We start from the raw sequence: 23661 nt of genomic DNA on the forward strand, positions 1-23661 counted from the left end.
CCGGTCGGCGGATGTCAGTCGGCGGGCGGTGGGACGAGGACGTTGTCACTGGTGCGGCCGGCCAGGTGGTCGGCGACGTTGGCGAGCGTGGTCCTGGCGATCTGGCCGACGGCGTCCTCGGTGAAGTACGCCTGGTGCGAGGTGACCAGGACGTTGCTGAACGTCATCAGCCTGGCGAGGCGTTCGTCCGTCATCACCTCCAACGACTTGTCCAGGAAGAACACCCCGGCCTCCTCCTCGTACACGTCGAGCCCGACCCCGCTCAGCCGGCCGGCGCGCAGCGTCTCCAGCAGGGCGTCCGTGTCGACGAGACCGCCGCGGCTGGAGTTGACCAGGATGGCGTCGCTCTTCATCAGGCTCAGGGCCTTCGCGTCGAGAAGGTGGTGCGTGTCGGGCAGCAGCGGCACGTGCAGGCTCACCAGGTCCGCCTCGGTGAACAGCCGCTCCCGTTCCACGTACTCCATGCCGAGGGCCAGGCACTCGGGGTTCTCGGCGACGTCCCAGCCCAGCAGGCGCATGCCGAATCCGTGGGCGATCCGCGCGAACGCGGTGCCGATCTTCCCGGTGCCCACCACCCCGGCCGTCCGGCCGCGCAGATCGCGTCCCATCAGGCCGTCGAGGCGGAAGTCGAACTCGCGGGTGCGGTGCGCCGCGCGCACGATCCGGCGGTTGACCGCCAGGGCCAGCGTCCAGGCGAACTCGGCGACGGAGTACGGCGAGTAGTACGACACCCGTGCCACGGTGAGCCCCAGCTCGCGCGCCACGGCCAGGTCGATGTTGTTGTAGCCGGTGGCCCGTTGGGCGATCATCCGCGTGCCGCCGGCGGCCAGCGCGCGCAGCACCTCGGCGTCCAGCGTGTCGTTGACACTGCTGAGGACGATCTCGTGGCCGGCCGCGGTCGGGACGGTGTCCCGGTTCAGGAAGATGCCCAGACAGCGCAGGTCGTGCCGGCCGGCGAGCACCCGCTCGAACTCCGTCTGCAGCAGCGGCTGCTCGTCCGCCAGGACTCCGTACGCAACGATCTCCACATGCACTCCTCGGTAACGGCTGTCGGCCTCCCACCTTAGGCAAGGCGTCCGCCGGCCGGTGACCGGCGCACGTCACACCGGGGCGGGTCGCCGGTGAGCCCCTCGCGTGAGCACCGTCCGCGCGTGGCACTGATCCACCGGCTTGCCGTTAGTGTGGTCGAACAGGTGACGGAGGCGGGTGGTGACGGTGGAGTGGCGTGAGTACGCCGAGCAGATGGCCGTGCTCGCACGGGAACTGCTGGCCCAGGACTCCGTCCAGTCGACGCTGGACGAGATCGCCGCGGCGGCCGTGAAGCTGGTGGACGGCTGCGACGCGGCGGGGATCCTCGCGGTCCGCAAGGGACGGGCCGTGACCCTGGCGGCCTGCGGTGACATGGTCGAGGAGTGCGACCGCCTGCAGGGCCGGCTGGGCGAGGGACCCTGTTACGATCTCGCCCGCCGCACGGACGGCGAGCGCGTGTACCGGATCTCCGACCTGACCCGGCCCCAGCCGACCTGGCAGCGGTTCGCCGCGCAGGCCCACGGACTGGGCATGGGCAGCATGACCGGTTTCCTCCTCTACACCGACGACGAGGACTTCGGCGCGCTGAACCTGTACGCCCGCCGTCCCGGGGCCTTCCGCGAGGACGTCGAGACCGCCGGCTGGCTGCTCGCCTCGCACGCCGCCGTCGCCCTGGCCGGCGCCCGCACCGTCGACCAGCTGGAGCACGCCATGGAGGCCCGGCACGCCATCGGTGAGGCCATGGGCATGCTCAGGGAGCGTCACAAACTGAGCGAGGCCGACGCCTTCAGCGTGCTGCGCCGGTTCTCCCAGCACCACAACATCAAGCTGCGTGACGTCGCCGAGCACATCCGGGCCGAGGGCCCCGAAGACGCCTGACGCCTGGCGCCCGACGCCTGGTCACCGGTGGCGGCCGTCCGCGGAGGCGGGGGGGATCCGGCCCGAAGCGGACGGAACGGCAGGGGAGTTCGGCGTCGGCCCGGCCTCGGGGCCCGGACCGGACGGCGGTGCCGCTCCGCGCTCCCGTCACTCCCGTTCCTCAGCCGGTCACGAGTTCCGGGCGGACGAGGGTGCCCGAGCGGCCGTGCACGATCTCGTACGCCGCGTCCAGGGCCCCGATGGCGGCCAGTCCCGCGGTGCGTTCGACGAACCGGGCGGCGGCCTCCGTCTTCGGTCCCATGGAGCCGTCCGGGAACCCCTTGCGGCGCAGCTCCGCGGGGGTGGCGTCGAGGACGGGCTGCTGTGCGGGGGTGCCGAAGTCGTCGTAGACGCAGGGGACGTCGGTGAGGATGAGCAGGAAGTCGGCCTTCAGGTCCTCGGCGAGCGAGGCGGCCGTGAGGTCCTTGTCGACGACCGCCTCCACACCGGTCAGCGCGCCGGTGTCCCGGTCCTCGACGACCGGAACGCCCCCGCCGCCGGCGCAGACCACCAGGGTGCCGCCGTTGAGCAACTCGTGGACGGTGCCGGTCTCCAGGACCCGTTCCGGTGACGGGGAGGGCACGACGCGGCGCCAGCCGGCGGTGTCCCGGGCGATGTCCCAGCCGCGCTCACGGGCCAGGGCGTGGGCCACGTCGCGGGAGTAGGACCGGCCCACGAACGTGGTGGGCCGGCTGAAGGCCGGATCGTCGGCCCTGACGAGGGTGTGGGTGACCAGGGCGGCGACGCGGCGGCCCGGCAGGGCGTCGTGCAGGCCGGTGGCCAGCAGGGAGCCGATCATGCCCTGGGTCCGGGCGCCGAGCAGGTGCAGGGGGCAGGGGTCGCCGAGGGCGGGGTCGGCGGCGCCCTCCACGGCGGGCAGGCCGGTCCGGGTGCCCTCGCCGGGGGTGAGGACGAGTTCGTGTTCGCGGGCGAGCGGGGCCAGGGCGGTGGCGACCCGGTCGATGTTCGGCTGCTGGACGGCGGCGTCGGGGCGTTCGCCGCGGCGCGGCAGGGCGTTGCCGCCGAGGGCGACGACTATGCGCATGGCTTCGGTCCTCCGGAGTGGCGACGGGTACGGCCGTGATGACGAGCAGCGCCTCGGTGACGGGCAAGGCCTCGGTGACGGGCAAGGCCTCGGTGACGGGCAAGGCCTCGGTGACGGGCAAGGCCCTGGCGGCGGGCGGGTCCTGGGCGGTGCGCGGTCGGTCCGGGGCCCGCTCCTCGCGCGGGGCGCCGTGGGCCCGGGCTCCCCGGTCCGGGCGCCGGCGGCCCGGCCCCTCCCCTCGCCGTGGTCCTGGGCATCACCGTGGTCCTGCGCATCGCCGTGCTCCTCGGGAACTGGCCGCGGATGAGGTGTTCCGTGATCGATGTTCGTCGGCCGTGGCCCGTCGGGGCAGCGGCCGCACGGGCCCGCGGCGGTGCCGATGGTCCCTGCCGCCCGGCCCACCCGGCCCGGGTGGCCCGGCCGGTGCGGTGAGCGGGACACCCGGCGTCCTCATGGCGCCGCGGGGTCGAGGAGCAGCGACCGTACGCCGCGCAGGGCCGGTTCCGTGAGGAGCGCGGTGGAGGCCGCGCCCAGGCACAGGGCCCACTGGGCCGCGGCCAGCGGTCAGCGGTCAGCGGTCAGCGGTCAGCGGTCAGCGGTCAGCGGCACGGTGCCGAAGACGGCGCGCGCCCAGGGCGGGTGGACGGCGAGCACCCGCACGGCGAGCACCCGCACGGCGGGGACCGCCCCCGGACACGGCCACAGGGCGCGGTCGCGGAACCGGTGACGGCCCGGCAGCGGGCCCTCGTCCGCACGCGCCGGCACCTCGTGCTCCGGGGCGGCCCGGGCGAACACCCCGACGGTGTCGACGCGTTCGGCGATCCGGTTCGGTCCGCGGGTCCCGGCGCGGTCCGTCGCCTCCGCCGTGCCCGGTCCGGTCGCCGGGCCGACGCCGAGACCGGCGGCGACCCGCGCGGGGTCCAGCCGGTGGGCGTCCGGCACCGCGGGCGTCGTCTCCGAGGGAACCGCGGGGGCGACGTCGGCGCTCGACCGGGCGTCCACGACGCCTCCGTTCCCATGGGGATGACGACGGGGCGACGGTGCGCGGGAGGCCGCGCGAGCCGTCGGCGCCGCGGGGGACGGCGGCCGGGCGGCGCGCCCGGTGAGCGGTCCTCGTCCCGCTCGTCCGCGAACCGGCGTGTACGGGCCGCCGCGCCCGCTACAGGGGCCGAACAGGTCCCGCGGGACACCGGCCGGCCTCGCTCCGCCCCTCCTCGCGGGCCCTGGTCCGCCGGGGGGCAGGGGTGTGCGCGGCCGGTGACACACCACCGGCCGCGCACGGGACGCGGTGCGGGCTCCCGAGCCGCTCAGGCGTGCCGCACCGGAATGGTCCTGGCGCCCGGCTTCTCCTCCGGTACCGGGACCGTGATGGTCAGGACACCGTCCGCGTAGTCGGCGGTCGCCTCGTCGCCCTGCGCTCCGGCGGGAAGCCGGACGGAACGGGCGAAGGTGCCGTAGCGGAACTCGGTGCGGTGCTTCTCCGTGGTCCGCTCCGTGCGCTCGGCGCGCAGCGTCAGCAGATCGGCGTCGACGGTGATCTCGACGTCCTTGTCGGGGTCCACGCCGGGGAGTTCGGCCTTCAGGACGTACGTGCCGTCCCCGAAGTGCTCCTCGACACGGATGCCGTGCAGCCCGGGGGCGACGTGCGCCCCGGGAAGCCCGGTCTCCATCCAGCCGAACACGTCCGGCCACCCCGGCAGCCGCTCCAGCATGCTGGTCATGTCACCCTCCTTCCCTCTCTCCACCAGTGTCCCTCCGGCGGCCCCGCACGCGCAGGGGCCGACCGGCCCGGTCCGGGGGCCGGCCGGCCCCCGTCCCCGTCCTACGGGAGGTCCGGTTCGAGGGCCGGGCGGTGCGGGGGCCCGGTGAGCGCGCACCGCACGTCGACCACGCCCTCCACGGACCGCACCAGCCGCACCGCCAGCGGTACGAGGGACAGGTCCCGGACGCGGCCGGTGAGCGTGACGACGCCCTCGTGCACCTCCACGCCGACCGACTCGACCGGGTCCGGGAACCGGCCGAGGACCACCTCGCGCCGTACCTCCTCGGCGATGTCCCGGTCGGAGCGCAGGAACACCCTGAGCAGGTCCGAGCGGCTGACGACGCCCTTCAGCACGCCGTCGCCGTCGACCACGGGCAGGCGTTTCACCCCGTGCCGGGCCATGGTCCGGGCGGCCTGCGCGAGAGTGGCGTCGGGGCGGACGGTGACGGCCGGAGAGGTCATCAGGTCCGCCGCGGTCACGGCCCGGGCCTTCTCGAGGCCGGCCGGGGGCCGGGCCCGCGGGCCCCGGTCGGGGACGCTGTCGCGGAACTCCTCCTTGCGCAGCAGGTCGGCCTCGGACACGACGCCGATCACCCGGTTCCCGCCGTCGAGGACGGGCAGGGCGCTGATCCGCCGCACCTCGACGGTTCTCACGATCTCCTTGAACGTCGCCCCGGCGGCCAGTGCGACGACCGTTCGGGTCATGACGTCGCTCACGCGGTACTCGGAGCCGATCATGGTGTCCTCCCACCTGTACGGGCGGTGCGTCGCGCCACTTCAAGCCTGTGCCCTCCGGCGCGCGCGGGCATGGGCCGAACGGCCCGGTTCAAGGGGTCGCCCGCCCCTGCCCGCCCGCGCCGCCGGTCCGCCGAACGGCTCCCCGGCTGGCGCGGTGGCGCGCGGCCCGGCAGCGTGGATACGCGCAGACGCGCATCGGCGTATCCGCGTATCCGCGTATCCGCGAGAAGAACGACGGCTGAGCGAGGTGACCATGCAGTCCGAGCCGGTACCACGGGTGGTCGTGGGTGTGGACGGATCTCCGACGTCGTATGCGGCGCTGCGATGGGCGGACCGGTACGCAGGGGCCGTCGGCGGTGTCGTGGAGGCGGTCCACGTCTGGGACACGCCGTCCTCCACGGGGTGGAGCGGGCCGGCGATCGACCCCGACTTCGACCTGCAACAGGCACGGGAGCGCTTCGCGGCGGAGTTGCGTTCCGTCTTCCCCGGGGAGCGGCCGGCCCGGCTGAGGGAGCGTCTCGTCGAGGGCGACCCGTCCGAGGCCCTGATCCAGGCCTCGGAGGGGGCCGAGCTCCTCGTCGTGGGCCGCCGGGGCCGGGGCGGCTTCGCGCGGGCGATGCTGGGATCGGTGGGGCAGCGCTGCGCCCAGCACGCGGCCTGCCCGGTCGTCGTCGTCCCCCGGGAGGCGGACGCGGCTCACTGAACGCCGGGCGGGAGGGCGTCGCGGACCGGTCCCCCGTCTCCTCTTCGGTCCTCCCGTCCTCCGTCTTCCCGTTCTCCGTCCTCCCGCCCCGCGCGGGAGGGCCGGGAGGACGCCGACCCGCGGGCCGGCACCGCCCGCCGGGAGCCGCGGCGCGCCTTCGCGGCGGGCTCCCTGCGGGCGGTTCACCGGCGGGTACCCGTGCGGGGGCCCGTCCCGGGGTCCCCTACCGCCTCGGGGCCGGTGGCGCAGCGGACGTCCAGTTCCACCTCGGGGGCCTGGGCCAGCGTGTTCGTCACCGTGCAGTGCGAGACCACCGCACGCAGCGCGGCCAGCCGGTGCGGGGGCAGGTCCGGGGCCAGGACGGTCAGGGAGATCCCGGCCACCCGGGGCGGCCGGTCGTCGGCCATGCGGAACTCCGCGCGGACGGACAGGCCGTCCCGGTCGGCACCGTGGCGGTCGAGGAAGCGGCCCGCGTAGTGCGCCGCGCAGGAGGCCACGGCGGCGACGAGGAGTTCCACCGGGGTGGGGGCGGTGTCCTTGCCGCCGTCGGACAGCGGCTGGTCGACCGTCAGGACGTGTCCGCGCACCCGGACCTCGTAGGCGTCGCCGGCGATCGGCACGACTTCGGCCGCTCCGGGCCGGCCACCGGTCTCGGGGTCCACCGCGGCGGCCTGGAACAACAGCAGCCCGGCGAGCCGCCGGGCCTCCTCCGCGGTGAGCGACGCCCACAGTTCACCGCCTTCGTCGTGGGACTCGAAGGAGGTGTCCAGGACGACGCGGCCCATCGGGGCCGGCAGCCCCCGGGGCGCGAAGCGGGTGACGTTGAGGGTGCGGCCACAGCGCGTCTGCATCTTCATCTCGGCTCCTGTCGGCTGGTGCCGGCGTGGCGGCCGGGCACCGTGCTCTCCAGTGGACCGCCCGGGCGCGGAGCTGTCCGGGGTCGAACGGTCCCCGCGGGGGCCCGGAGGTCCCGAGGTCTCCGGTCGGTCCGAGGTCTCCGGTCCGCCCGAGCGGCTTCAGGACGACTCCGGGCGGCTCCGGCGCGGCTCGCAAGCGGCTCCGGGCGGGCTCCGGGCCGTCTGCCGCCGCGGGCGTTCAGGCGTCGTCGGCGGGGGTGATGCGGCGGCCGGTCAGCCGTTCGACGGTGATGACCACCCAGAGCGTGCGCGGTCCTCCGCCCCAGGGGTCGGTATGTGCCCGCTCGTCGAGCCGGCGCACCGCGGCGGGGTCGGTGACGGCCCGCGCGGGTCCGACCGCCAGGACGCTCCAGCCCTGGCTCATGGCCTCGTCGATGTGGTCGGCCTCGAAGGCCACCTCGTGGCCGACGGCGGTGGCGGGGACGGCGTCGGGCGCCGTGCGGAAGGCGATCGTCCCGTCGACCACCTCGTAGTTGACGGGGAGCACGGCGGGGCCGTGCTCCGTGGTCAGCGAGATGCGCCCCACGCCGTGCGTCGACAGCAGGGCCCGGCACTCCTCTTCGCCGAGGTCCCGCAGACGGGGGTGGTAGAGCGCCTGCCCCTGTCCGGGCGGCCGCTCCTGGCCGCCGCCCTGGAGTTCGAGGAGCGTGGTTCCGAGCGCGTCGGCCAGCCGCAGAAGGGTCCCGACGCTGGGATCGGCCGGGTGCGTCTCCAGGTAGTCGAGGTAGGCCGGTGAGATGCGGGCGCGGTCGGCGGTCTCCGTCAGGCCGAGGCCCTGCCGCCGGCGCGCCTCCGCCACCCGGCGGCCCACGTCGCCGGGGCCGCCGGTCGCCGCCCCGCCGCTCCCGGTCCCGTGGCCCCCGGCCCGGGCGGGCGCGGACGCCGGTGCGGCCGGCGCCGCCTCCTCGTGGCCGGCGTGATGGATGTGGGCGTCCGGCCCGGGGAAGACCAGCGTGATGTCGCCCGTGTCCGACCACCGCACGTCGTACGGCGGGGACCCGTCCTGGTGGTGGAGGGCGACGATCTCCCCGTCGCGCCGGACGACGCCCGTGGCCGGGCTCTCGACGATCAGACGGTCCCCAACGTGTGCGTGCATGACCGTGCCCTCTCCCTGCGGATCCCCTTCCAGCATCGCTCCGCGGCGCCCCCCGCACCACAGGGCCGTCGTACGGGGGTGGGCCGCCGCCGGTCGGGCCGTGCGGCGGGCGGCGTGGGACTCAGCGGCTGCGCAGAGCGGCGAGCGCCGCGTCCAGGTCGGCCGCGCGCGGACGGTTGTGGGGCAGCTTGCCGAGCACGGCCGCCATGCCGCAGGTGTTCGTCAGGGCGGAGAAGACCAGGCCGCCCGCGATGCCGGCGGAAACGAGCTGGAGGGCCGGGTGCACGAGCACGCCGAGGAGGAGGCCGAGCAGGACCAGGCCGCCGGCGGTGAGACGGACCTGGCGTTCCATGCTCCAGCCCGCCCGCGTGTCGCATGCGGCCGGTGTCTGCAGGTCGTGCCCCTCGGCTGCCCAGGCGCCGGTGCCGCCGACCAGGGTGGCGGTGCCGATGCCCTGCTCGGCCAGCAGCTTGCAGGCGTTCTCGGAGCGGGCGCCGGAGGCGCACACCACGAGGACCTCGCCGCGCCCGGCGGCGTGCCGGATCTCCGGCAGCGCGCGCCGGATGTGGTCGAGGGGGATGTTCACCGCGCCGGGCAGGTGGCCGGAGGCGTACTCGGCGGGCGTGCGCACGTCGATGACGGTGAACTCGTGCAGCCGGCTGCGGGCCTCGTCGGTGCGGAGGGCGGAGGGGGCGGAGGAGCTGGTCATGGCAGAGGAGGTCCTTGGGGTCGGTGCCGAACGGTGTCGATCATTGTTGATCGACATTGGTCGATTCTGGCCAACATGGGAGCGAACCGGACGTATGATACCCCTAGGGGTATCGATCGAGGGGGCGTGGACCGAGGAGTGGCCGTGGAACGGGAACGTGCGGGCGCGGACCTGGTGGCCGTGCTGAACCGGCTGCGCCGTGCCCAGGGGCAGATATCCGGAGTGATCCGGATGATCAAGGAGGGACGCGACTGCGAGGACGTCGTCACGCAGCTCTCCGCGGCCTCCCGCGCCCTCGACCGGGCCGGGTTCGCGATCATCGCGGCCGGCCTGCAGCAGTGCGTGGCGGACATCGATTCGGGGCGCGGGGGCGGGGAGGACCCGCACGCGATGCGCGCGCGGCTGAAGAAGCTGTTCCTGTCGCTGGCGTGAGCCGGCCGCGGCGGCCGTCACAGCAGCGCGTCGGCCAGCATGAAGGCCGCCACGGCCAGCAGCACCCAGGCGAAGATCCGCTGGAGCGTGTCGCCGGTGACCTTCGCGGCCAGCCGTTTCGCGTCCCACGCGCCGAGGATCGCGGCCCCGACGAACGGGCCGACGATCGCCCAGTCCAGCTCCTGGACGGTGCCCGCACGCGTCGCCAGCGCCGCCACGGAGTTGACGGTGATGACCAGCAGGCTGGTGCCCACCGCGTTGCGCATCCGCATCCCGACCACACCCACCAGCGCCGGTACGGCGAGGAAGCCGCCGCCGACGCCGAGGACGCCGGTGACCGCGCCGAGCCCGGCGCCGGCCCCCGCGGCGCGCGCCGGCCGGACCGGCACGGCGCCCGCCGCCGCCGGCGCGGGCCGCATCATGCGCAGGGCGGCCACTCCCGCGACGAGGGCGAAGACCCCCGTCAGGACGGCGGCCGGCACCCGGGCGGCGAGCGCGCCGCCCAGCATCGCCGGGCCGATCCCGGCCGCCGCGAACAGCAGCCCCGTCCGCCAGCGCACCTGGCCGTCGCGGGCGTGCGCGAGCAGCGCGGTGGCCGAGGTCAGGGTGACGATGACCAGGCTGGCGGTCGTGGCCCCGACGGGGCTGAAGCCGAGCAGGTAGATCAGGGCGGGGACGGCGAGCACGCTCCCGCCGCCCCCGAGCGCGCCCAGCGCCAGACCGATCACGGCGCCGGCGACGAGGGCGAGGACGACCGCGCTCACGCGACGGTGCCGTTTTTGCCGCTCGCGTCCACCACCGGGAGCCCCTCCTCCGCCCAGGAACGCATCCCGCCGATCACGTCCACGGCCACCGCGCCGCGGGCCGCGAGCAGTTCGGCGGCCTGCCGGGAGCGGTTGCCGGAGCGGCAGATCACGACCAGGGGCCGCGCCTGCGCGTGGGCGGGCAGCGCCGCCCCGATGGCCAGCGCGGACAGCGGCAGGTGCAGGGCGCGGGGCGCGTGCCCCGACTGCCATTCGTACGGCTCGCGCACGTCCAGCAGCACGGCGTCGCCCGCGCCGTCGGCGGCGGTGTCGTGGCCGGTGCGCACGGCCGCCTCCCGCGCGGTCACCCGGCCCGGACCCCCCTGGTCCCGTCGGAAGATGCTCATGTGGTTTCTCGCTCCTGTTTCCCGTGTCGGTACGGACGGCCGGCGGGCGCCGGTGCGGCGCCCGGCGCGGTCAGGGGTCGCGGACGGCGGGTCCCGCCGCCGCGGCGGCGTCGAAGGAGTCGTCCACGGCGGCGACGTCCCGGCCGGCGGCGCCCGGCAGGGAGGCGGCGACGGCGGCCCGCGCGCCGCCCGCGCAGTGCACCCGCACCTCTCCGGCGGGACGGCTCCGGTTCCCGAGCCCCTGCACCTCGATCGTGTCGACGAAGAACACGAGGTACTCCCTTCCAGTGGAAAATTACCCCAGGGGGTATACATACGAAGGTAGCACGAGTACCCCGGGGGGTATTTTGGAGGGCAGGGGGAACCCCGGGAAACACCCCACGGACCGCTCGCCCGCACCGGACACCCGCCCGCTGCCGCGCGAGCCACGAGAAGGGCCACCGTCATGCGCTACGACCGCACCGTCCGCCTCGACACCGACTTCGCCACCGCCGTCGCCCGCACCCGCGACGCCCTCGCCGCCCAGGGCTTCGGCATCCTCACCGAGATCGACGTCACCACCACCCTCAAGACCAAGCTCGGCCGCGCCGCGGAGGACGTGGAGGACTACGTCATCCTCGGCGCCTGCAACCCCTCCCTCGCCCACCGGGCCCTGGACACCGACCGCAGCATCGGCCTGCTCCTGCCCTGCAACGTCGTCGTCCGCCGCGACGGCGACCGCACCGCCGTGCAGGCGCTCGACCCGGACACCATGGTGACCCTGACCGGCAGCGACGCCCTCCGCCCGGTCGCCGAGGAAGCCGGCCGGCGCCTCGACGCCGCCCTCGCCGAGCTCACCTCGGCGGACCCCGAGAGCTGACGGCGGACACCGGCCCGTCACCGGGGACGACCGGCCGGGGTCCCGTGCCCGGTGTGCGGGCGGCGAGGCCGTACCCGGGGCGGCGGCACGTCGTCGCGCGCGTTTGCCCACCGTCGGCAGCGGCAACCCGTACCCCACGATTCCGCCTCTCCGCCGCCGCCCGCGCACACGTCACTTCCGACGGCCGGCGGCGGTGCCGGGGCGGTACACACGGGTACGACAGGGGGTTGGGTGATGACGGTAGCGGCGCGGCAAGGTGGCGGCGGCGGTGGTTCCAGCGGGCTCTACGACGTGCTGGAGCTCATCCTCGACCGCGGGCTGGTGATCGACGCCTTCATACGGGTCTCCCTCGTGGGCATCGAGATACTCAAGATCGACATCCGGATCGTGGTCGCCAGCGTCGACACGTACCTGCGTTTCGCCGAGGCGTGCAACCGTCTCGACCTCGAGGCCGGACCGCGCAAGCCGGCGGGTCTGACGGAACTGCCCGGGAAGATGATGGAGTCCGGTGCCCGGGGCAAGACGAAGGGCGCCCTGTCCGGCGCCGCGGAGACGGTCGCCGAAGCCTTCCAGCAGGCCCGTGACCAGGGACGGAGCCGGGAAGGACGGTCCGCCACGCGCAGGAGGGCGGACTGAGCGACGACCGTGTGACCTCCCCCGGCCCTCGCCACCGCGTGCCGCGTGCCGCTCCGGCGCGGTGACCGGTTCGCCGCGGGCCGCCCCGCCCCCGCCCCCGGGTCCTTTGCCGTGCCCCCGGTCCGGGGGCACGGTCATGTCCGCACACCGGGCCCGGGAGGCCGCGCCCACCGCCGGCGGATCACCCGTGCGGACGACGCCACGGAACGGCCAGGGATGTCTCGGCCTGTTGCGGCAAGACGTAGGGGCGACCGATCAGGAGGTTGTCATGGCCGATGAGTTCGCGTTGGGAGAAGTCCTGGCGGCTGCCGAGGACGCGGCGCCGATGGATTCCGTCGACGTCGTCGCGCGCAACCTGCAGAAGCGCTTCGGGGCCGTCTCCGTCTCCTTCCTGTTCCTGGACTTCGTCGGCCAGGAGCTGGTGCGGCTCACCGCTGCCGACGACGCCGAAACCGGCGGCACCCACCCCGTGCGCATCCCCGTGCGAGGCAGCGTCTACCAACTGGTCCTCCACGAGCAGCGGTTGCACCGGCAGCGGGACGACGAGGGCCGGCAGCGCGTCATCGCGCCGGTCACCAACCGGGGCGACTGCATCGGTGTCCTCGAGATGACGCTCCCCCACACCGACGGGGAGGTGCTGCGGCACGTCACGGAGGCGGCCCACGCCCTGGCGTACATCATCGTCACCGACCGCCGCTTCACGGACGCCTACCAGTGGGGGCAGCGCACCCAGCCCCTGACGCTCGCCGCGGAGATCCAGCACCAGCTGCTGCCCTCAGCCTCCTGCTGCGAGGCACCGCAGTTCACCGTCGCCTGTGCGCTCGTCCCCGCGGACGACATCGGCGGGGACACCTACGACTACAGCCTGGACCGCGACACCCTGCACCTGTCGCTGACCGACGCCATGGGCCACGACGTGAACTCCGCCCTGCTGGCCACCCTCCTGCTCGGCGCCCTGCGCGGCGCCCGGCGGGCGGGGTGCAACGTCGGCGACCAGGCACGTCAGGCCCACCAGGCGATGCTGTCCCACGGACGCGGCACCCTGGCGACCGGGCAGCTGCTCTGCGTCGACCTCGTGCAGGAGCGCGTGGAGCTGGTCAACGCCGGCCATCCCTGGCCCCTGCGGTTGCGGGACGGTGTCGTGGAGGAGATCCCCCTGGCCATCAACCTGCCCTTCGGCGTCCCCTCGCCCGTCCCCTACCGCGTCCAGAAGTTCGACCTGCGCCCCGGTGACCGGATCGTCCTGCTCACCGACGGCATGCAGGACCGGGAAGCGGCGGCGGTCGACCTGCCCGCGCTCCTTCGCGGTACGCGCGATCTGCATCCCAGACAGACGGTGCAGGCACTGACGGAGGCGGTGAAGGACGCCTGCCACGGCCGCCCCCGGGACGACGCCACCGTCATGTGCCTGGACTGGCACGGCAGGGCCGGCACCGGCTGAGACCGCGCGACCGGCGCATCCCACCGCGCGCCCCTCCCGTTCCGGCGGCAGGCTGGCCCTATGACCGGCCCTGTGAACGGCACACAGCCCATCGTGATCTACCCGCCCGCCGAGGACGGCGGCCGACGTGTCCGCGTCAATGAACGTTTCGTCGGGCTGGCGTACGGGCTGCTGGACGTCGTCGACTTCCTGCGCCTCGTCGGCCTGGACGACGTCGACGACGCGTGGGTGCGGCAGTCGGAGACGGTCGAGTGGCGCGGTGGCGGCCCGGAGGCGTGGACGCACTGACGGACCCGCCCGTCGGGAGACGGCGGATGCCGGGAGACGGCGGATGCCGGAAGACGGCGGATGCCGGGAGACGGCGGATGCCGGAAGACGGCGGATGCCGGGAGGCCGTCGCCCCGCCGGGGCCGTCCGGCGGTGGAGGGCTCCGGTCGCCGGGCGGGACCGCCACCGGTCCCCGCCTTCGGCGGTCCGGGTGCCGAGGGGAGCGCCTCGGCTGCCGGGAGCGGCGGGTCGTAGGATCCTGAGTGCCGGGACGACCGTGCGCAGCACGTGCGTTCGCGTGCGGAAAGGGCCGCTCCGGCATGCGTGCGGAAGGTGCCGCCGGCGCCTTCCGGGAGGGAGCGGGGAATGGCGGAGACTCCGGCGCGGGAGCACGGGCCGACGGCGCCCCACCTGAGACTGGACGAGCTGCTGGAAGGGCTCCAGGCGCAGGTCGCGCAGGTGCGTGCCACCCGGGACCGGGTGTCCACGCTGCTGGACGCGGTCCTCGCCATCGGCTCCGACCTGGATCTCGACGTGGTGCTGCGGCGGATCGCCGAATCGGCCGTGCGGCTGGTGGACGCCCGGTACGGAGCGCTGGGGGTGCTGGGTGACGAGGGCCGGATCAGGCAGTTCATCACGGTCGGCATGGACGAGGACACCGTCGGCGCGATCGGCCACTACCCCGAGGGCCTGGGCATCCTGGGGCTGCTGATCAGGAAGCCGGAGCCGCTGCGCCTGGCCGACCTGGGCAGCCATCCCGAAGCGGTGGGCTTCCCCGCGGGTCATCCGGCGATGACCACGTTCCTGGGGGCGCCGGTCCGGGTGCGCGAGAAGGTCTTCGGGAACCTGTACCTCACCGACAAGCGGGGCGGCGCGGAATTCGACGAGGAGGACGAGGCCGTGCTGCGCACGCTCGCGGCCGCGGCCGGCGTGGCGATCGACAACGCCCGCCTGTACGAGGACACGCGCCGCAGGGAGCAGTGGCTGGAGGCGAGCAGCGAACTGACCCGCAGCCTGCTGTCGGGCGCCGACCCCGACCACGTCCTGCACCAGGTCGCCGCCACCGTCAGGGCGCTGTCCGGGGCGGACCTGGTGACCGTGGCGGTGCCGTTCGAGGGCGGTGACGGGCTGATGGTCGAGGCCGCCGTGGGGGAGGGCGCCGAGCGCGTGCGCGGGCTGGTGCTGCCCCCCGCCACGCGGGCCGCGGAGGTGTACCGCACCAACGAGCGCGTCACCAGCGGCGCGCTGTCCGACGAGCAGCGGGCGGACGGCGGCTGCGCGGCCGAGGTCGACCTGGGGCCCGGCTTCCTGCTTCCGCTGGGGGGCGGCGAGCACGTGCGCGGCGTGCTGGAGGTCGCCAACCGTCCCGGCGGCCCGGAGTTCTCCGACGCCACCATGGCCATGATCAGCGGTTTCGCCGACCAGGCCGCGCTGGCCCTGGAGATCGCCGAGCACCGGCGCGAGGCCGAGCACCTCCTGGTCCTGACCGACCGCGACCGCATCGCCCGCGACCTGCACGACCTGGCCATCCAGCGGCTGTTCGCCTCCGGGCTGACCCTGAACTCGGTCCTCGGCCGCGTCTCCGACCGGCCCCAGGTCGCCGAGCGGATCCAGCGGGTCGTCGAGGACCTCGACGACACGATCAAGACCGTGCGCGCCACCATCTACGCCCTGGGCGAGCGGGACCGACCGGGATCCCGCGGCGGGCTGCGCCTCAAGCTGCTCACCGAGACCGACCGGGCGGCCGGCGTCCTCGGTTTCAGCCCCGCGCTGCGCATGACCGGCCTGCTGGACACCGACGTGCCCGCCGGTCATGCCGAGCACCTGCTCGCGGTCCTGCGCGAGACGCTGTCGAACACCGCCCGCCACGCGCGGGCCACCGCGGTCGAGGTCGTCGCCGAGACCGACGGCGCCCGGCTGCGGCTGCGCGTCGCCGACAACGGGCGCGGCATCGACCCGGCGGTCACCCGCCGCAGCGGCCTGGACAACCTGCGCCGGCGTGCCGCCGACCTCGGGGGGACCTTCACGCTCACGCCGAACGAGCCCACCGGCACCGTCGCGGAGTGGACGGTGCCCCTCCCCGCACCGGCATCGTCGTGAGCCGGTGCGGGTGCGGGTGCCGGTGCCGGTGCCGGTGCCGGTGCGGTGGGCCTGCCCGTCGCTCAGGAACCCGTGCGTTCCCAGCCGCGGCGCGGGACGCGGGCGCCGAGGCGGCCCTCGTCGCGGCTGCGGTAGACGATGTAGGGCCGGGTCAGATAGCCCAGCGGCGCGGTGAGCATGTGGACGAGCCGGGTGAAGGGCCAGAACGCGAACAGCAGGAGCGCGCTGAGGGCGTGCAGCCGGAACAGGATCGGGGTGCCGGCCATCAGGTCCGGGTCGGGCTGGAAGTAGAAGACCGACCGGAACCAGGGGGAGATGGTCTCGCGGTAGTTGTAGCCGTCGCCGACGAGGTTGGCGGCCACGGTGGCGGCGAGTCCCAGGCCGATGGTCAGGGTCAGGGAGAGGTACATGGCCTTGTCGTTGCGGGTGGTGGCCGAGAACACCGGCCCGACGGTACGACGCCGGTAGACCAGGATGGCGAGTCCGCCCACGGTGGCGACGCCCGCGAGGGTGCCGAGCACGACGGCGGACACGTGGTAGGTGTGCTCGCTGATGCCCGCGGCGTCGGTCCAGCTCTCGGGGACGACCAGGCCGCCGATGTGGCCGATCAGGACGACGAGGATGCCGAAGTGGAACAGCGGGCTGCCGATGCGCAGCAGGCGCCGTTCGTACAGCTGGGAGGAGCGGGTCGTCCAGCCGAACTTGTCGTAGCGGTAGCGCCAGACGTGGCCGAGGACGAACACCGCCAGCACGACGTACGGCAGGGCGACCCACAGCAGGATGTCGCCGGTGCCGGTCTCGGCCGCGAGGGTGGCGTACTGTGCCGGGGCGGTCATCGGGGTCCTCCTACGACGGGGTCCGGCAGGAATACCGGGGAGGCGTACGGGTCGAGGCCCACCTGCTCCTCGGGCGGGCCCTGGGCGGCGAGGCGCAGGACGGCCTCGCGGTCGTCGCCGGCCAGCGGGGGCAGGGTGGCCGACACGGAGGCCAGGACGTCCGCCCAGGGTGAGCCCTCGTCGGCCAGGGCCAGCCGCAGCAGTTCCAGACCGGCGCGGTGTTCGGTGAGCAGCGTGGCGCCGGCGTCCGGGGTGCCGGCGGCGAACTCGAGGACGACGGCGAGGTGGTCGGGCAGTTCGTCGTCGGCGAGGCGCCATCCGGCCGCGGCGTAGGTCTGCTTCAGCCGCAGCAGCGCGAGGCCGCGCTTGCGGGTGTCGCCGTGGGCGTAGTACGTCAGGTACGGGCAGCAGCGTTTGCGGTGGTCGAAGGTCTCCACGTAGGCCGCCGCCAGCTCGTCGGCGGGGGTGCGCCCGGCGTGCCGGGCGAAGCGGGCCAGGGGGTCGCGGACCTCGGGGGGCAGTGCGGCGGCGGCCCGGTGCGCCAGGTCGAGGCGGGGGCGGAGCTGGTCGTCGGGGTAGGCGAGCAGCAGGGACTGGGTCTGCCAGGCGAGGGGGTGCCAGGGCTGCGTGCGGGGTGCGCGTGCGGTCTTCCTCTTCATGGCTTCGGCTCCACCTCGCCGCCGTGGTCGTCTCCGTCGGCGGCGCCGGTGCCTCCGGTTCGCCTGTCCGGGAACAGGCCGGGCGGGGAGCTCTTGCCGTCCCAGTTGAGGAGGTTGACCCGGGTCGCCTTGTCGGTGGGCGCCGCGGGGGTGTCGGCGGTCTGCCGGTCGCGCAGGGCGTGGAAGTTCTCCACCGCGATCGGGGCGGCGCCGCCGGAGGTCTCACCGAAGGGGCCGGAGCCTCCCATGCCGGGGCCGCCCTCGTAGTCCAGGCTGCACTCGGTGGCCAGTTCCTCGAGCTTGTGCGCCTGTTCGGCGTGGGCGGGCGGGATGACGTAGCGCTCGTCGTACTTCGCCAGGGCCAGCAGCCGGTACATGTCGTAGACCTGTTCGCCGCTCATGCCGACCGACTCCGGGATGGTGTCGTCCGGCTCGCGGCCGAGGTTGATGTCGCGCATGTACGAACGCATCGCGGCCAGCCTGCGCAGCACCGCGTCGACGGGCGCCGGGTCGCCGGCGGTGAAGAGCTGCGCGAGGTAGTCCACGGGGATGCGCAGGGTGTCGACGGCGGCGAAGAGGTTGCGGTGGTCCTCGGCGTCGCGGCCGGTGTCGCGGACGGCGTCGACCACCGGGGAGAGCGGGGGGATGTACCAGACCATCGGCATCGTCCGGTACTCCGGGTGCAGGGGCAGGGCCACCTTGTAGGTGTTGATCAGGGCGTGGATCGGGGAGCGCTGCGCGGCCTCGATCCAGTCCCGGGGGATGCCGGACCGCTCCGCCTCGGCGACGACCCGCGGGTCGTGCGGGTCGAGGAAGACGCCGCGCTGGGCCTCGTACAGTCCGGTGTCGTCGGGGGTGGAGGCGGCTTCCAGGACCCGGTCCGCGTCGTAGAGGACGAGGCCGATGTAGCGCAGCCGGCCGACGCAGGTCTCGGAGCAGACGGTGGGCAGGCCGACCTCGACGCGCGGGAAGCAGAAGGTGCACTTCTCGGCCTTGCCGGTGCGGTGGTTGAAGTAGACCTTCTTGTACGGGCAGCCCGTGACGCACATCCGCCAGCCGCGGCACTTGTCCTGGTCGACCAGGACGATGCCGTCCTCCTCCCGCTTGTAGATGGCGCCGGAGGGGCAGGAGGCGGCGCAGGAGGGGTTGAGGCAGTGCTCGCAGATCCTGGGCAGGTAGAACATGAACGTCTGCTCGAACTCGAACTTGATCTTCTCGGAGACCTGGTTGAGCAGGACGTCCTTGTCGCCGTGGTCGGGTGAACCGCCCAGGTTGTCGTCCCAGTTCGCGGACCAGGAGATCTTCATGTCCTTGCCGGTGATCAGGGACTTGGGGCGGGCGACGGGGGTGTGCTCCTGGAGCGGGGCGTTGGTGAGGGTCTCGTAGTCGTAGGTCCAGGGTTCGTAGTAGTCGTCGAGGGACGGCAGCTTGGGGTTGGAGAAGATCTGGATCAGCTTCTTGAACCGGCCGCCGGCCTTGAGTTCGAGGCGGCCGCGGCGGTTGACCTCCCAGCCGCCCCGCCAGGTCTCCTGGTCCTCGTACCGGCGGGGGTAGCCCTGGCCGGGGCGGGTCTCGACGTTGTTGAACCACACGTACTCGACGCCGGTGCGGTTGGTCCACGCCTGCTTGCAGGTGACCGAGCAGGTGTGGCAGCCGATGCACTTGTCGAGGTTCATCACCATCGCCATCTGTGCCATCACGCGCATCAGTACGTCACCTCCTGGTTCGTGCGGCGGCGGACGACGGTGACCTCGTCGCGCTGGTTGCCCGTGGGGCCGAGGTAGTTGAAGGCGTAGGAGAGCTGGGCGTAGCCGCCGATGAGGTGGGTCGGCTTGATCAGCAGGCGGGTGAGGGAGTTGTGGATCCCGCCGCGCCGGCCGGTGGTCTCGGTGCGGGGCACGTCGATGAGGCGGTCCTGGGCGTGGTGCATGTAGACGGTGCCCTCGGGCATGCGGTGCGAGACGACGGCGCGGGCGGCGACCACGCCGTTGCGGTTGACGGCCTCGACCCAGTCGTTGTCGTGCACGCCGATCTTCACCGCGTCCTCCTTGCTCATCCAGATCGTCGGGCCGCCCCGGGAGAGGGAGAGCATGAACAGGTTGTCCTGGTACTCGGAGTGGATGGACCACTTGTTGTGCGGCGTCAGGTAGCGCACCGTCACGCCCAGTTCCCCGACGCTCCCGAGACTCGGCTCGCCGAACAGCGCGTCCATGTTCAACGGCGGCCGGTAGACCGGGAGTTGTTCGCCGAGCGCGGTCATCCAGTCGTGGTCGAGGAAGAAGTGCTGGCGGCCGGTGAGGGTGTGCCAGGGCTTGAGGCGCTCGACGTTGACGGTGAACGGGGAGTAGCGGCGCCCGCCGGTCTCCGAGCCGGACCACTCGGGTGAGGTGATGACGGGGACCGGCGCGGCCTGGGTGTCGGCGAAGGTGATCTGCTTGCCCTCGTGCTCGGCCGCCAGGTCGGCGAGCCGGGTGCCGGTGCGGGCCTCCAGGGTGTGGAAGCCCTGGGTGGCCAGGTGGCCGTTGGTGGTGCCGGACAGGGCGAGGATCGCCTCGCAGGCGTGCGTGTCGCGGGTGATCGAGGGCCGCCCGTCGGCCGCTCCGCCGCGCACGGTGCCGTTCTTGTGGCGCAGGTACTCCAGTTCGCGGTCGACCTTGAAGGTGATGCCCTTGGTGGTGGCGCCCAGGGTGTCCAGGAGGGGGCCGAGGGCGGCCATCTTGTCGGCGACGGCGGCGTAGTCGCGCTCCACGGTCACCAGCTTGGGCATGGTGCGGCCGGGGACCGGTGCGCACTCGCCCGCCTTCCAGTCGAGCACCTTGCCGCGCGGGTTGGCCATCTCGTCCGGGGTGTCGTGCAGCAGGGGCGCGGCGACGACGTCCGTGCGGACGCCGAGGTGACCGGCGGCCTGCCGGCTGAACTCCTTGGCCAGGGTGTGGAAGGCGTCCCAGTCGGTGCGGGTCTGCCAGGGCGGGGAGATGGCCGGGTTGAAGGCGTGGACGAAGGGGTGCATGTCCGTGCTGGACAGGTCGTGCTTCTCGTACCAGGTGGCGGCGGGCAGGACGACGTCGGAGAAGACGGTCGTGCTGGTCATGCGGAAGTCCAGGGTGAGCAGCAGGTCGAGCTTGCCGGTCGGGGCCTCCTCCCGCCACACCACGTCCCGCGGGCGGGCCCCGGGCGGGGCCTCGGTGGCCCGCACCGACGCGTCGGTGCCGAGGAGGTGCTTGAGGAAGTACTCGTTGCCCTTCGCCGAGGACCCCAGCAGGTTGGCCCGCCACACGGTCAGCACCCGCGGGAAGTTCTCGGGCGCGTCCGGGTCCTCGCCCGCGAACTTCAGGCGTCCCGCGGTGAGTTCGTCCACGACGTGCTCGGCGACCGGGCGGTTTGCGGCGGCCGCCTCGTCGGCGAGGTCCAGCGGGTTGCGGTCGAAGGTGGGGTACGACGGCATCCAGCCCATCCGCGCGGACTGGGCGATGACGTCGGCCGTGGTCTTCCCGGCGAACGGACCTCCCGCGCCGGCCGCCGCGAGGGTGTCGGCGGAGAAGGGGTCGTAGCGGAACTGGTCGCTGTGCAGGTACCAGTAGGCGGTCTGGATCATCAGCCGGGCCGGCCGGTTCCAGTCGGCGGCGGTCGCGATCGCCGAGTAGCCGGTGAGCGGGCGGACCTTCTCCTGGCCGACGTAGTGGGCCCAGCCGCCGCCGTTGACGCCCTGGCAGCCGGTCAGCGTCGTCAGGGTCAGGAAGGCGCGGTAGATGGTGTCGGAGTGGAACCAGTGGTTGGTGCCCGCCCCCATGATGATCATCGAACGGCCGCGGGACTCCTCGGCGTTGGCGGCGAACTCGCGCGCGATCCGCGCCGCCCGGTCCGCGTCCACCCCGGTGATGGCCGCCTGCCAGGCCGGGGTGTACGGCTCCTCCGCGTCCTCGTACGAGGAGGGCCAGCGGCCGGGCAGTCCCTCCCGTGCGACGCCGTACTGCGCCAGCATCAGGTCGTAGACCGTGGTCACCAGGCGTCCGGCCACCCGGCGCACCGGCACGCCGCGCAGCAGCCGTCCCGCGCTGCCGTCGGGGGCGTCGAAGCGCGGCAGGCCGACCGCGACCGGGGCCTCGCCGCCGCCGTCGGCGGACAGCAGCGGGTCGGTGTCCCCGAGGTCGAGGTTCCACTTGCCCGCGCCGGCCTCGCCGTAGCGGTCGCCGAGCGTGCCGTTGGGGACCACCGGCCGCCCGGTGGCGGCGTCCAGCAGCACCGTGCGGAACTCGGCGTGCTCGGCCGCGGCCGCCGCTCCGCCGAGGTCGGCGGCGGTGAGGAACTTGCCGGGGGTGTAGGTGCCCGGCTCACCGGCCGCCTCGTCGAGGGTGACCAGGAACGGCAGGTCGGTGTAGCGCTTCACGTAGGAGGTGAAGTACTCCGTCTCCCGGTCGACGAAGAACTCCTTGAGGACGACGTGTCCCATGGCCATCGCCAGCGCGCCGTCGGTGCCCGGCTGGGCGGGCAGCCACTCGTCGGCGAACTTCACGTTGTCCGCGTAGTCCGGGGACACCGCGACGACCTTCTGGCCGCGGTAGCGGGCCTCGGCCATCCAGTGGGCGTCCGGGGTCCGGGTCACCGGCAGGTTGGACCCCCACATGATCAGGTAGCCGGCGTCCCACCAGTCCCCCGACTCCGGGACGTCGGTCTGGTCGCCGAACACCTGCGGCGAGGCCACCGGCAGGTCCGCGTACCAGTCGTAGAACGACAGCATGGCGCCGCCGAGCAGCGAGTAGAAGCGGGCCCCGGCGGCGTGCGAGACCATCGACATCGCCGGGATCGGCGAGAAGCCGGCCAGCCGGTCGGGGCCGTGGGCCTTGATCGTGTGCACGTGCGCGGCCGCGACCATCTCCACCGCCTCGTCCCAGCTCGCCCGCACCAGGCCGCCCTTGCCGCGGGCCGCCTTGTAGCGGCGGGCGCGCTCCGGGTCGGTGACGATGTCCGCCCAGGCCGCCACCGGGTCGCCGAGGCGGGCCTTGGCCTCGCGGTACATCTGCAGCAGCACGCCGCGCACGTACGGGTAGCGCACCCGGGTGGGCGAGTAGGTGTACCAGGAGAAGGCGGCCCCGCGCGGGCAGCCGCGCGGCTCGTACTCGGGGCGGTCGGGGCCCACCGACGGGTAGTCGGTCTGCTGGGCCTCCCAGGTGATGATGCCGTCCTTGACGTACACCTTCCACGAGCACGAGCCGGTGCAGTTCACGCCGTGGGTGGAACGCACCACCTTGTCGTGCGACCAGCGGTCCCGGTAGAACTCGTCGGCCTGCCGGCCGCCCTTTCTGTGCAGGGTGCGCAGGTCTTCGGAGACCTCCGCCCTGGTGAAGAACCGGCGGCTGCGCACCAGCGCCTCCGCCAGCTCGCCGTCCATGCCCGCCCGCTGCGGTTCCCGGCTGATCTCCTTGCTCACCGCGCCACTCCGCCCCGGACGCCGTGAGCGTCCGTTCGAATCGTGATCGGTTCCGGCCGTTGCCGACTCTACGAGGGTGATCCCCCAGGAGGTCAACACCACGCCACGAACATCACGTGTCACGGTGAAGATCGTGTGCGGACGGGACTTTCCCGGCCGGCTCCGTGCGGTCGTGGCCGGACGGACGCGGCCCTGCGCCCGCTCGGGACGAGCGGGCACAGGGCCGCGGGGAGGTGTGCGGGGAGGTGTCGCCGCGCCGGTGCCGACGGGGCGGAACCCGTCAGGCGGCAGGCCGGGACAGCGTGCTGCCCGCCCTGGTCCGGGCGGCCTCGACCGCCTCCCACTCCTCGGTGCCGAGGTTGGCGAGCGCGGCCGGGAAGACGCCGTCCTGCTCCTTGAGGATGTGGTCGCGCAGCACGGCCATCGCGTCCATCAGCCGGTCCGGCCAGTCCGGGTCCGCAGGGGTCGCACCGTCGGCGGCCTCGTCCAGGACCGACTCGATGCGGCGGTGCTCGGCCTCCAGGGCGGCGATCTGGTCGGGGAAGTCCCCGGCCAGCGCCGGGAACAGGCCCTCCTCCTCGACCAGGGTGTGCGGACCGAGCACCCGCGCGATCTCCCGCGCGGTCTGCGCCATCCGGGTGGTCTCGCCGCTCCGGTGGGCCGGGCGGAGGTGACTGATCAGCCGCAGGACCTCGTCGTGCTCCTGGGTCAGTTCGTCGATGGTCTCCAGGGCCTGGCAGCCGCAGTACTCGCACATCGGTCTTCTCCGTAGTCGCTCGGCCCGTGGTTCCTCGGCCCGTGGTCGTGCAGTCCGTGATCGTTCAGTCCGTGGTTCTTCGGTCCGTGGTTCTTCGGTCCGTGGTTCTTCGGTCCGTGGTTCTTCGGTCCGTGGTTCTTCGGTCCGTGGTTCTTCGGTCCGTGGTTCTTCGGTCCGTG

General features: G+C 73.8%; 24 protein-coding genes and 1 pseudogene. 8 read left to right on the top strand and 17 right to left on the bottom strand.

What is annotated here, in order from left to right:
- Nucleotides 1-14: 14 nt before the first annotated feature.
- Nucleotides 15-1028, bottom strand: coding sequence for a 2-hydroxyacid dehydrogenase (locus tag ACF09K_RS16745; protein ID WP_392244203.1), 1014 nt, complete (start codon nucleotides 1026-1028; stop codon nucleotides 15-17).
- Between the two features lie 214 nt (nucleotides 1029-1242).
- Here ACF09K_RS16745 and ACF09K_RS16750 point away from each other — a divergent pair, with 214 nt between their 5' ends.
- Nucleotides 1243-1908, top strand: a complete 666-nt coding sequence (locus ACF09K_RS16750; RefSeq protein ID WP_392244538.1) for a GAF and ANTAR domain-containing protein — start codon at nucleotides 1243-1245, stop codon at nucleotides 1906-1908.
- A gap of 160 nt (nucleotides 1909-2068) precedes the next feature.
- Here ACF09K_RS16750 and ACF09K_RS16755 read toward each other — a convergent pair whose 3' ends face one another.
- The 4 genes from ACF09K_RS16755 to ACF09K_RS16770 form a co-directional block, all read right to left on the bottom strand.
- A complete protein-coding gene (locus ACF09K_RS16755; RefSeq protein ID WP_392244205.1) occupies nucleotides 2069-2992 on the bottom strand; it encodes a carbamate kinase in 924 nt (307 codons plus the stop codon).
- A 585-nt stretch (nucleotides 2993-3577) separates the two neighbouring features.
- Complete coding sequence (locus ACF09K_RS16760) at nucleotides 3578-3994, bottom strand: hypothetical protein (RefSeq protein ID WP_392244206.1); 417 nt, start codon at nucleotides 3992-3994, stop codon at nucleotides 3578-3580.
- 305 nt (nucleotides 3995-4299) lie between these two features.
- Entirely contained in the window at nucleotides 4300-4713 is a 414-nt protein-coding gene (locus tag ACF09K_RS16765; protein ID WP_392244208.1) for an Hsp20/alpha crystallin family protein, read from the bottom strand.
- 101 nt (nucleotides 4714-4814) lie between these two features.
- Entirely contained in the window at nucleotides 4815-5492 is a 678-nt protein-coding gene (locus ACF09K_RS16770; protein ID WP_392244210.1) for a CBS domain-containing protein, read from the bottom strand.
- Nucleotides 5493-5745: 253 nt separating this feature from the next.
- On the opposite strand from ACF09K_RS16770, the gene ACF09K_RS16775 reads away from it, so the two are divergent.
- Nucleotides 5746-6195: a universal stress protein gene (locus ACF09K_RS16775; RefSeq protein WP_392244212.1), complete on the top strand. Its 450-nt coding sequence runs from the start codon at nucleotides 5746-5748 to the stop codon at nucleotides 6193-6195.
- A gap of 182 nt (nucleotides 6196-6377) precedes the next feature.
- Here the strand turns inward: ACF09K_RS16775 and ACF09K_RS16780 are convergent, their stop codons facing one another.
- The 3 genes from ACF09K_RS16780 to ACF09K_RS16790 all read right to left on the bottom strand — a co-directional run bounded on the left by ACF09K_RS16780 (nucleotide 6378) and on the right by ACF09K_RS16790 (nucleotide 8917).
- Nucleotides 6378-7052, bottom strand: coding sequence for an OsmC family protein (locus ACF09K_RS16780; RefSeq protein WP_392244214.1), 675 nt, complete (start codon nucleotides 7050-7052; stop codon nucleotides 6378-6380).
- A gap of 238 nt (nucleotides 7053-7290) precedes the next feature.
- Complete coding sequence (locus tag ACF09K_RS16785) at nucleotides 7291-8208, bottom strand: DUF1918 domain-containing protein (protein WP_392244216.1); 918 nt, start codon at nucleotides 8206-8208, stop codon at nucleotides 7291-7293.
- Between the two features lie 121 nt (nucleotides 8209-8329).
- Complete coding sequence (locus ACF09K_RS16790) at nucleotides 8330-8917, bottom strand: rhodanese-like domain-containing protein (protein WP_392244217.1); 588 nt, start codon at nucleotides 8915-8917, stop codon at nucleotides 8330-8332.
- Nucleotides 8918-9061: 144 nt separating this feature from the next.
- Between ACF09K_RS16790 and ACF09K_RS16795 the strand changes: the two genes are divergently transcribed.
- Complete coding sequence (locus ACF09K_RS16795; protein ID WP_392244219.1) at nucleotides 9062-9349, top strand: metal-sensitive transcriptional regulator; 288 nt, start codon at nucleotides 9062-9064, stop codon at nucleotides 9347-9349.
- Between the two features lie 17 nt (nucleotides 9350-9366).
- Here the strand turns inward: ACF09K_RS16795 and ACF09K_RS16800 are convergent, their stop codons facing one another.
- From ACF09K_RS16800 to ACF09K_RS16810, 3 genes are all read right to left on the bottom strand, one after another.
- Nucleotides 9367-10113: a sulfite exporter TauE/SafE family protein gene (locus tag ACF09K_RS16800; RefSeq protein ID WP_392244221.1), complete on the bottom strand. Its 747-nt coding sequence runs from the start codon at nucleotides 10111-10113 to the stop codon at nucleotides 9367-9369.
- Complete coding sequence (locus ACF09K_RS16805; RefSeq protein ID WP_392244223.1) at nucleotides 10110-10499, bottom strand: rhodanese-like domain-containing protein; 390 nt, start codon at nucleotides 10497-10499, stop codon at nucleotides 10110-10112. Before ACF09K_RS16805 ends, ACF09K_RS16800 begins: the two co-directional genes overlap by 4 nt.
- Before the next feature lie 70 nt (nucleotides 10500-10569).
- Nucleotides 10570-10770 (bottom strand): hypothetical protein, encoded by a 201-nt coding sequence (locus ACF09K_RS16810; RefSeq protein WP_392244225.1) that lies wholly within the window; start codon nucleotides 10768-10770, stop codon nucleotides 10570-10572.
- Between the two features lie 174 nt (nucleotides 10771-10944).
- Between ACF09K_RS16810 and ACF09K_RS16815 the strand changes: the two genes are divergently transcribed.
- The 5 genes from ACF09K_RS16815 (at nucleotide 10945) to ACF09K_RS16835 (ending at nucleotide 15802) form a co-directional block, all read left to right on the top strand.
- Complete coding sequence (locus ACF09K_RS16815; protein WP_392244227.1) at nucleotides 10945-11358, top strand: DUF302 domain-containing protein; 414 nt, start codon at nucleotides 10945-10947, stop codon at nucleotides 11356-11358.
- Between the two features lie 234 nt (nucleotides 11359-11592).
- Entirely contained in the window at nucleotides 11593-11994 is a 402-nt protein-coding gene (locus tag ACF09K_RS16820) for a gas vesicle structural protein GvpA (protein WP_392244229.1), read from the top strand.
- A 268-nt stretch (nucleotides 11995-12262) separates the two neighbouring features.
- The gene (locus ACF09K_RS16825) at nucleotides 12263-13435 is read left to right on the top strand and encodes a PP2C family protein-serine/threonine phosphatase (RefSeq protein ID WP_392244231.1); all 1173 of its coding nucleotides are present in this window, start codon (nucleotides 12263-12265) and stop codon (nucleotides 13433-13435) included.
- Nucleotides 13436-13495: 60 nt separating this feature from the next.
- Nucleotides 13496-13723 carry a hypothetical protein gene (locus tag ACF09K_RS16830; RefSeq protein WP_392244233.1) on the top strand — a complete coding sequence of 76 codons (228 nt, stop codon included), beginning with the start codon at nucleotides 13496-13498 and terminating at the stop codon, nucleotides 13721-13723.
- Nucleotides 13724-14068: 345 nt separating this feature from the next.
- Nucleotides 14069-15802, top strand: coding sequence for a GAF domain-containing protein (locus ACF09K_RS16835; RefSeq protein ID WP_392244234.1), 1734 nt, complete (start codon nucleotides 14069-14071; stop codon nucleotides 15800-15802).
- 62 nt (nucleotides 15803-15864) lie between these two features.
- Here ACF09K_RS16835 and narI read toward each other — a convergent pair whose 3' ends face one another.
- From narI to ACF09K_RS16865, 6 genes and pseudogenes are all read right to left on the bottom strand, one after another.
- Complete coding sequence (narI, locus tag ACF09K_RS16840) at nucleotides 15865-16638, bottom strand: respiratory nitrate reductase subunit gamma (RefSeq protein WP_392244235.1); 774 nt, start codon at nucleotides 16636-16638, stop codon at nucleotides 15865-15867.
- Complete coding sequence (narJ, locus tag ACF09K_RS16845; RefSeq protein WP_392244237.1) at nucleotides 16635-17297, bottom strand: nitrate reductase molybdenum cofactor assembly chaperone; 663 nt, start codon at nucleotides 17295-17297, stop codon at nucleotides 16635-16637. Before narJ ends, narI begins: the two co-directional genes overlap by 4 nt.
- Nucleotides 17294-19003: a nitrate reductase subunit beta gene (gene narH / locus ACF09K_RS16850; RefSeq protein ID WP_392244239.1), complete on the bottom strand. Its 1710-nt coding sequence runs from the start codon at nucleotides 19001-19003 to the stop codon at nucleotides 17294-17296. The genes narJ and narH overlap by 4 nt, the downstream gene beginning before the upstream one ends.
- The gene (locus ACF09K_RS16855; RefSeq protein WP_392244540.1) at nucleotides 19003-22686 is read right to left on the bottom strand and encodes a nitrate reductase subunit alpha; all 3684 of its coding nucleotides are present in this window, start codon (nucleotides 22684-22686) and stop codon (nucleotides 19003-19005) included. The genes narH and ACF09K_RS16855 overlap by 1 nt, the downstream gene beginning before the upstream one ends.
- A gap of 319 nt (nucleotides 22687-23005) precedes the next feature.
- Nucleotides 23006-23482: a hemerythrin domain-containing protein gene (locus ACF09K_RS16860; protein ID WP_392244241.1), complete on the bottom strand. Its 477-nt coding sequence runs from the start codon at nucleotides 23480-23482 to the stop codon at nucleotides 23006-23008.
- Nucleotides 23434-23661 (bottom strand): annotated as a pseudogene (locus ACF09K_RS16865) (hypothetical protein); the annotation flags it as partial. The pseudogene ACF09K_RS16865 and the gene ACF09K_RS16860, both read right to left, overlap by 49 nt.

Source organism: Streptomyces sp. NPDC014882, from assembly GCF_043081325.1.
Lineage (GTDB): Bacteria > Actinomycetota > Actinomycetes > Streptomycetales > Streptomycetaceae > Streptomyces.

Excerpts from the sequence above, each read along its gene's own strand:
- ACF09K_RS16830 (WP_392244233.1), top strand. The coding sequence starts at position 13,496 with ATGACCGGCCCTGTGAACGGCACACAGCCCATCGTGATCTACCCGCCC.
- ACF09K_RS16805 (WP_392244223.1), bottom strand. The coding sequence starts at position 10,499 with ATGAGCATCTTCCGACGGGACCAGGGGGGTCCGGGCCGGGTGACCGCG.
- ACF09K_RS16785 (WP_392244216.1), bottom strand. The coding sequence starts at position 8,208 with ATGCACGCACACGTTGGGGACCGTCTGATCGTCGAGAGCCCGGCCACG.
- ACF09K_RS16755 (WP_392244205.1), bottom strand. The coding sequence starts at position 2,992 with ATGCGCATAGTCGTCGCCCTCGGCGGCAACGCCCTGCCGCGCCGCGGC.
- ACF09K_RS16835 (WP_392244234.1), top strand. The coding sequence starts at position 14,069 with ATGGCGGAGACTCCGGCGCGGGAGCACGGGCCGACGGCGCCCCACCTG.
- ACF09K_RS16790 (WP_392244217.1), bottom strand. The coding sequence starts at position 8,917 with ATGACCAGCTCCTCCGCCCCCTCCGCCCTCCGCACCGACGAGGCCCGC.
- ACF09K_RS16780 (WP_392244214.1), bottom strand. The coding sequence starts at position 7,052 with ATGAAGATGCAGACGCGCTGTGGCCGCACCCTCAACGTCACCCGCTTC.
- ACF09K_RS16765 (WP_392244208.1), bottom strand. The coding sequence starts at position 4,713 with ATGACCAGCATGCTGGAGCGGCTGCCGGGGTGGCCGGACGTGTTCGGC.
- ACF09K_RS16775 (WP_392244212.1), top strand. The coding sequence starts at position 5,746 with ATGCAGTCCGAGCCGGTACCACGGGTGGTCGTGGGTGTGGACGGATCT.
- narH (WP_392244239.1), bottom strand. The coding sequence starts at position 19,003 with ATGCGCGTGATGGCACAGATGGCGATGGTGATGAACCTCGACAAGTGC.
- ACF09K_RS16750 (WP_392244538.1), top strand. The coding sequence starts at position 1,243 with ATGGCCGTGCTCGCACGGGAACTGCTGGCCCAGGACTCCGTCCAGTCG.
- ACF09K_RS16860 (WP_392244241.1), bottom strand. The coding sequence starts at position 23,482 with ATGTGCGAGTACTGCGGCTGCCAGGCCCTGGAGACCATCGACGAACTG.
- ACF09K_RS16825 (WP_392244231.1), top strand. The coding sequence starts at position 12,263 with ATGGCCGATGAGTTCGCGTTGGGAGAAGTCCTGGCGGCTGCCGAGGAC.
- narJ (WP_392244237.1), bottom strand. The coding sequence starts at position 17,297 with ATGAAGAGGAAGACCGCACGCGCACCCCGCACGCAGCCCTGGCACCCC.
- ACF09K_RS16770 (WP_392244210.1), bottom strand. The coding sequence starts at position 5,492 with ATGATCGGCTCCGAGTACCGCGTGAGCGACGTCATGACCCGAACGGTC.
- ACF09K_RS16855 (WP_392244540.1), bottom strand. The coding sequence starts at position 22,686 with ATGGACGGCGAGCTGGCGGAGGCGCTGGTGCGCAGCCGCCGGTTCTTC.
- narI (WP_392244235.1), bottom strand. The coding sequence starts at position 16,638 with ATGACCGCCCCGGCACAGTACGCCACCCTCGCGGCCGAGACCGGCACC.
- ACF09K_RS16815 (WP_392244227.1), top strand. The coding sequence starts at position 10,945 with ATGCGCTACGACCGCACCGTCCGCCTCGACACCGACTTCGCCACCGCC.
- ACF09K_RS16820 (WP_392244229.1), top strand. The coding sequence starts at position 11,593 with ATGACGGTAGCGGCGCGGCAAGGTGGCGGCGGCGGTGGTTCCAGCGGG.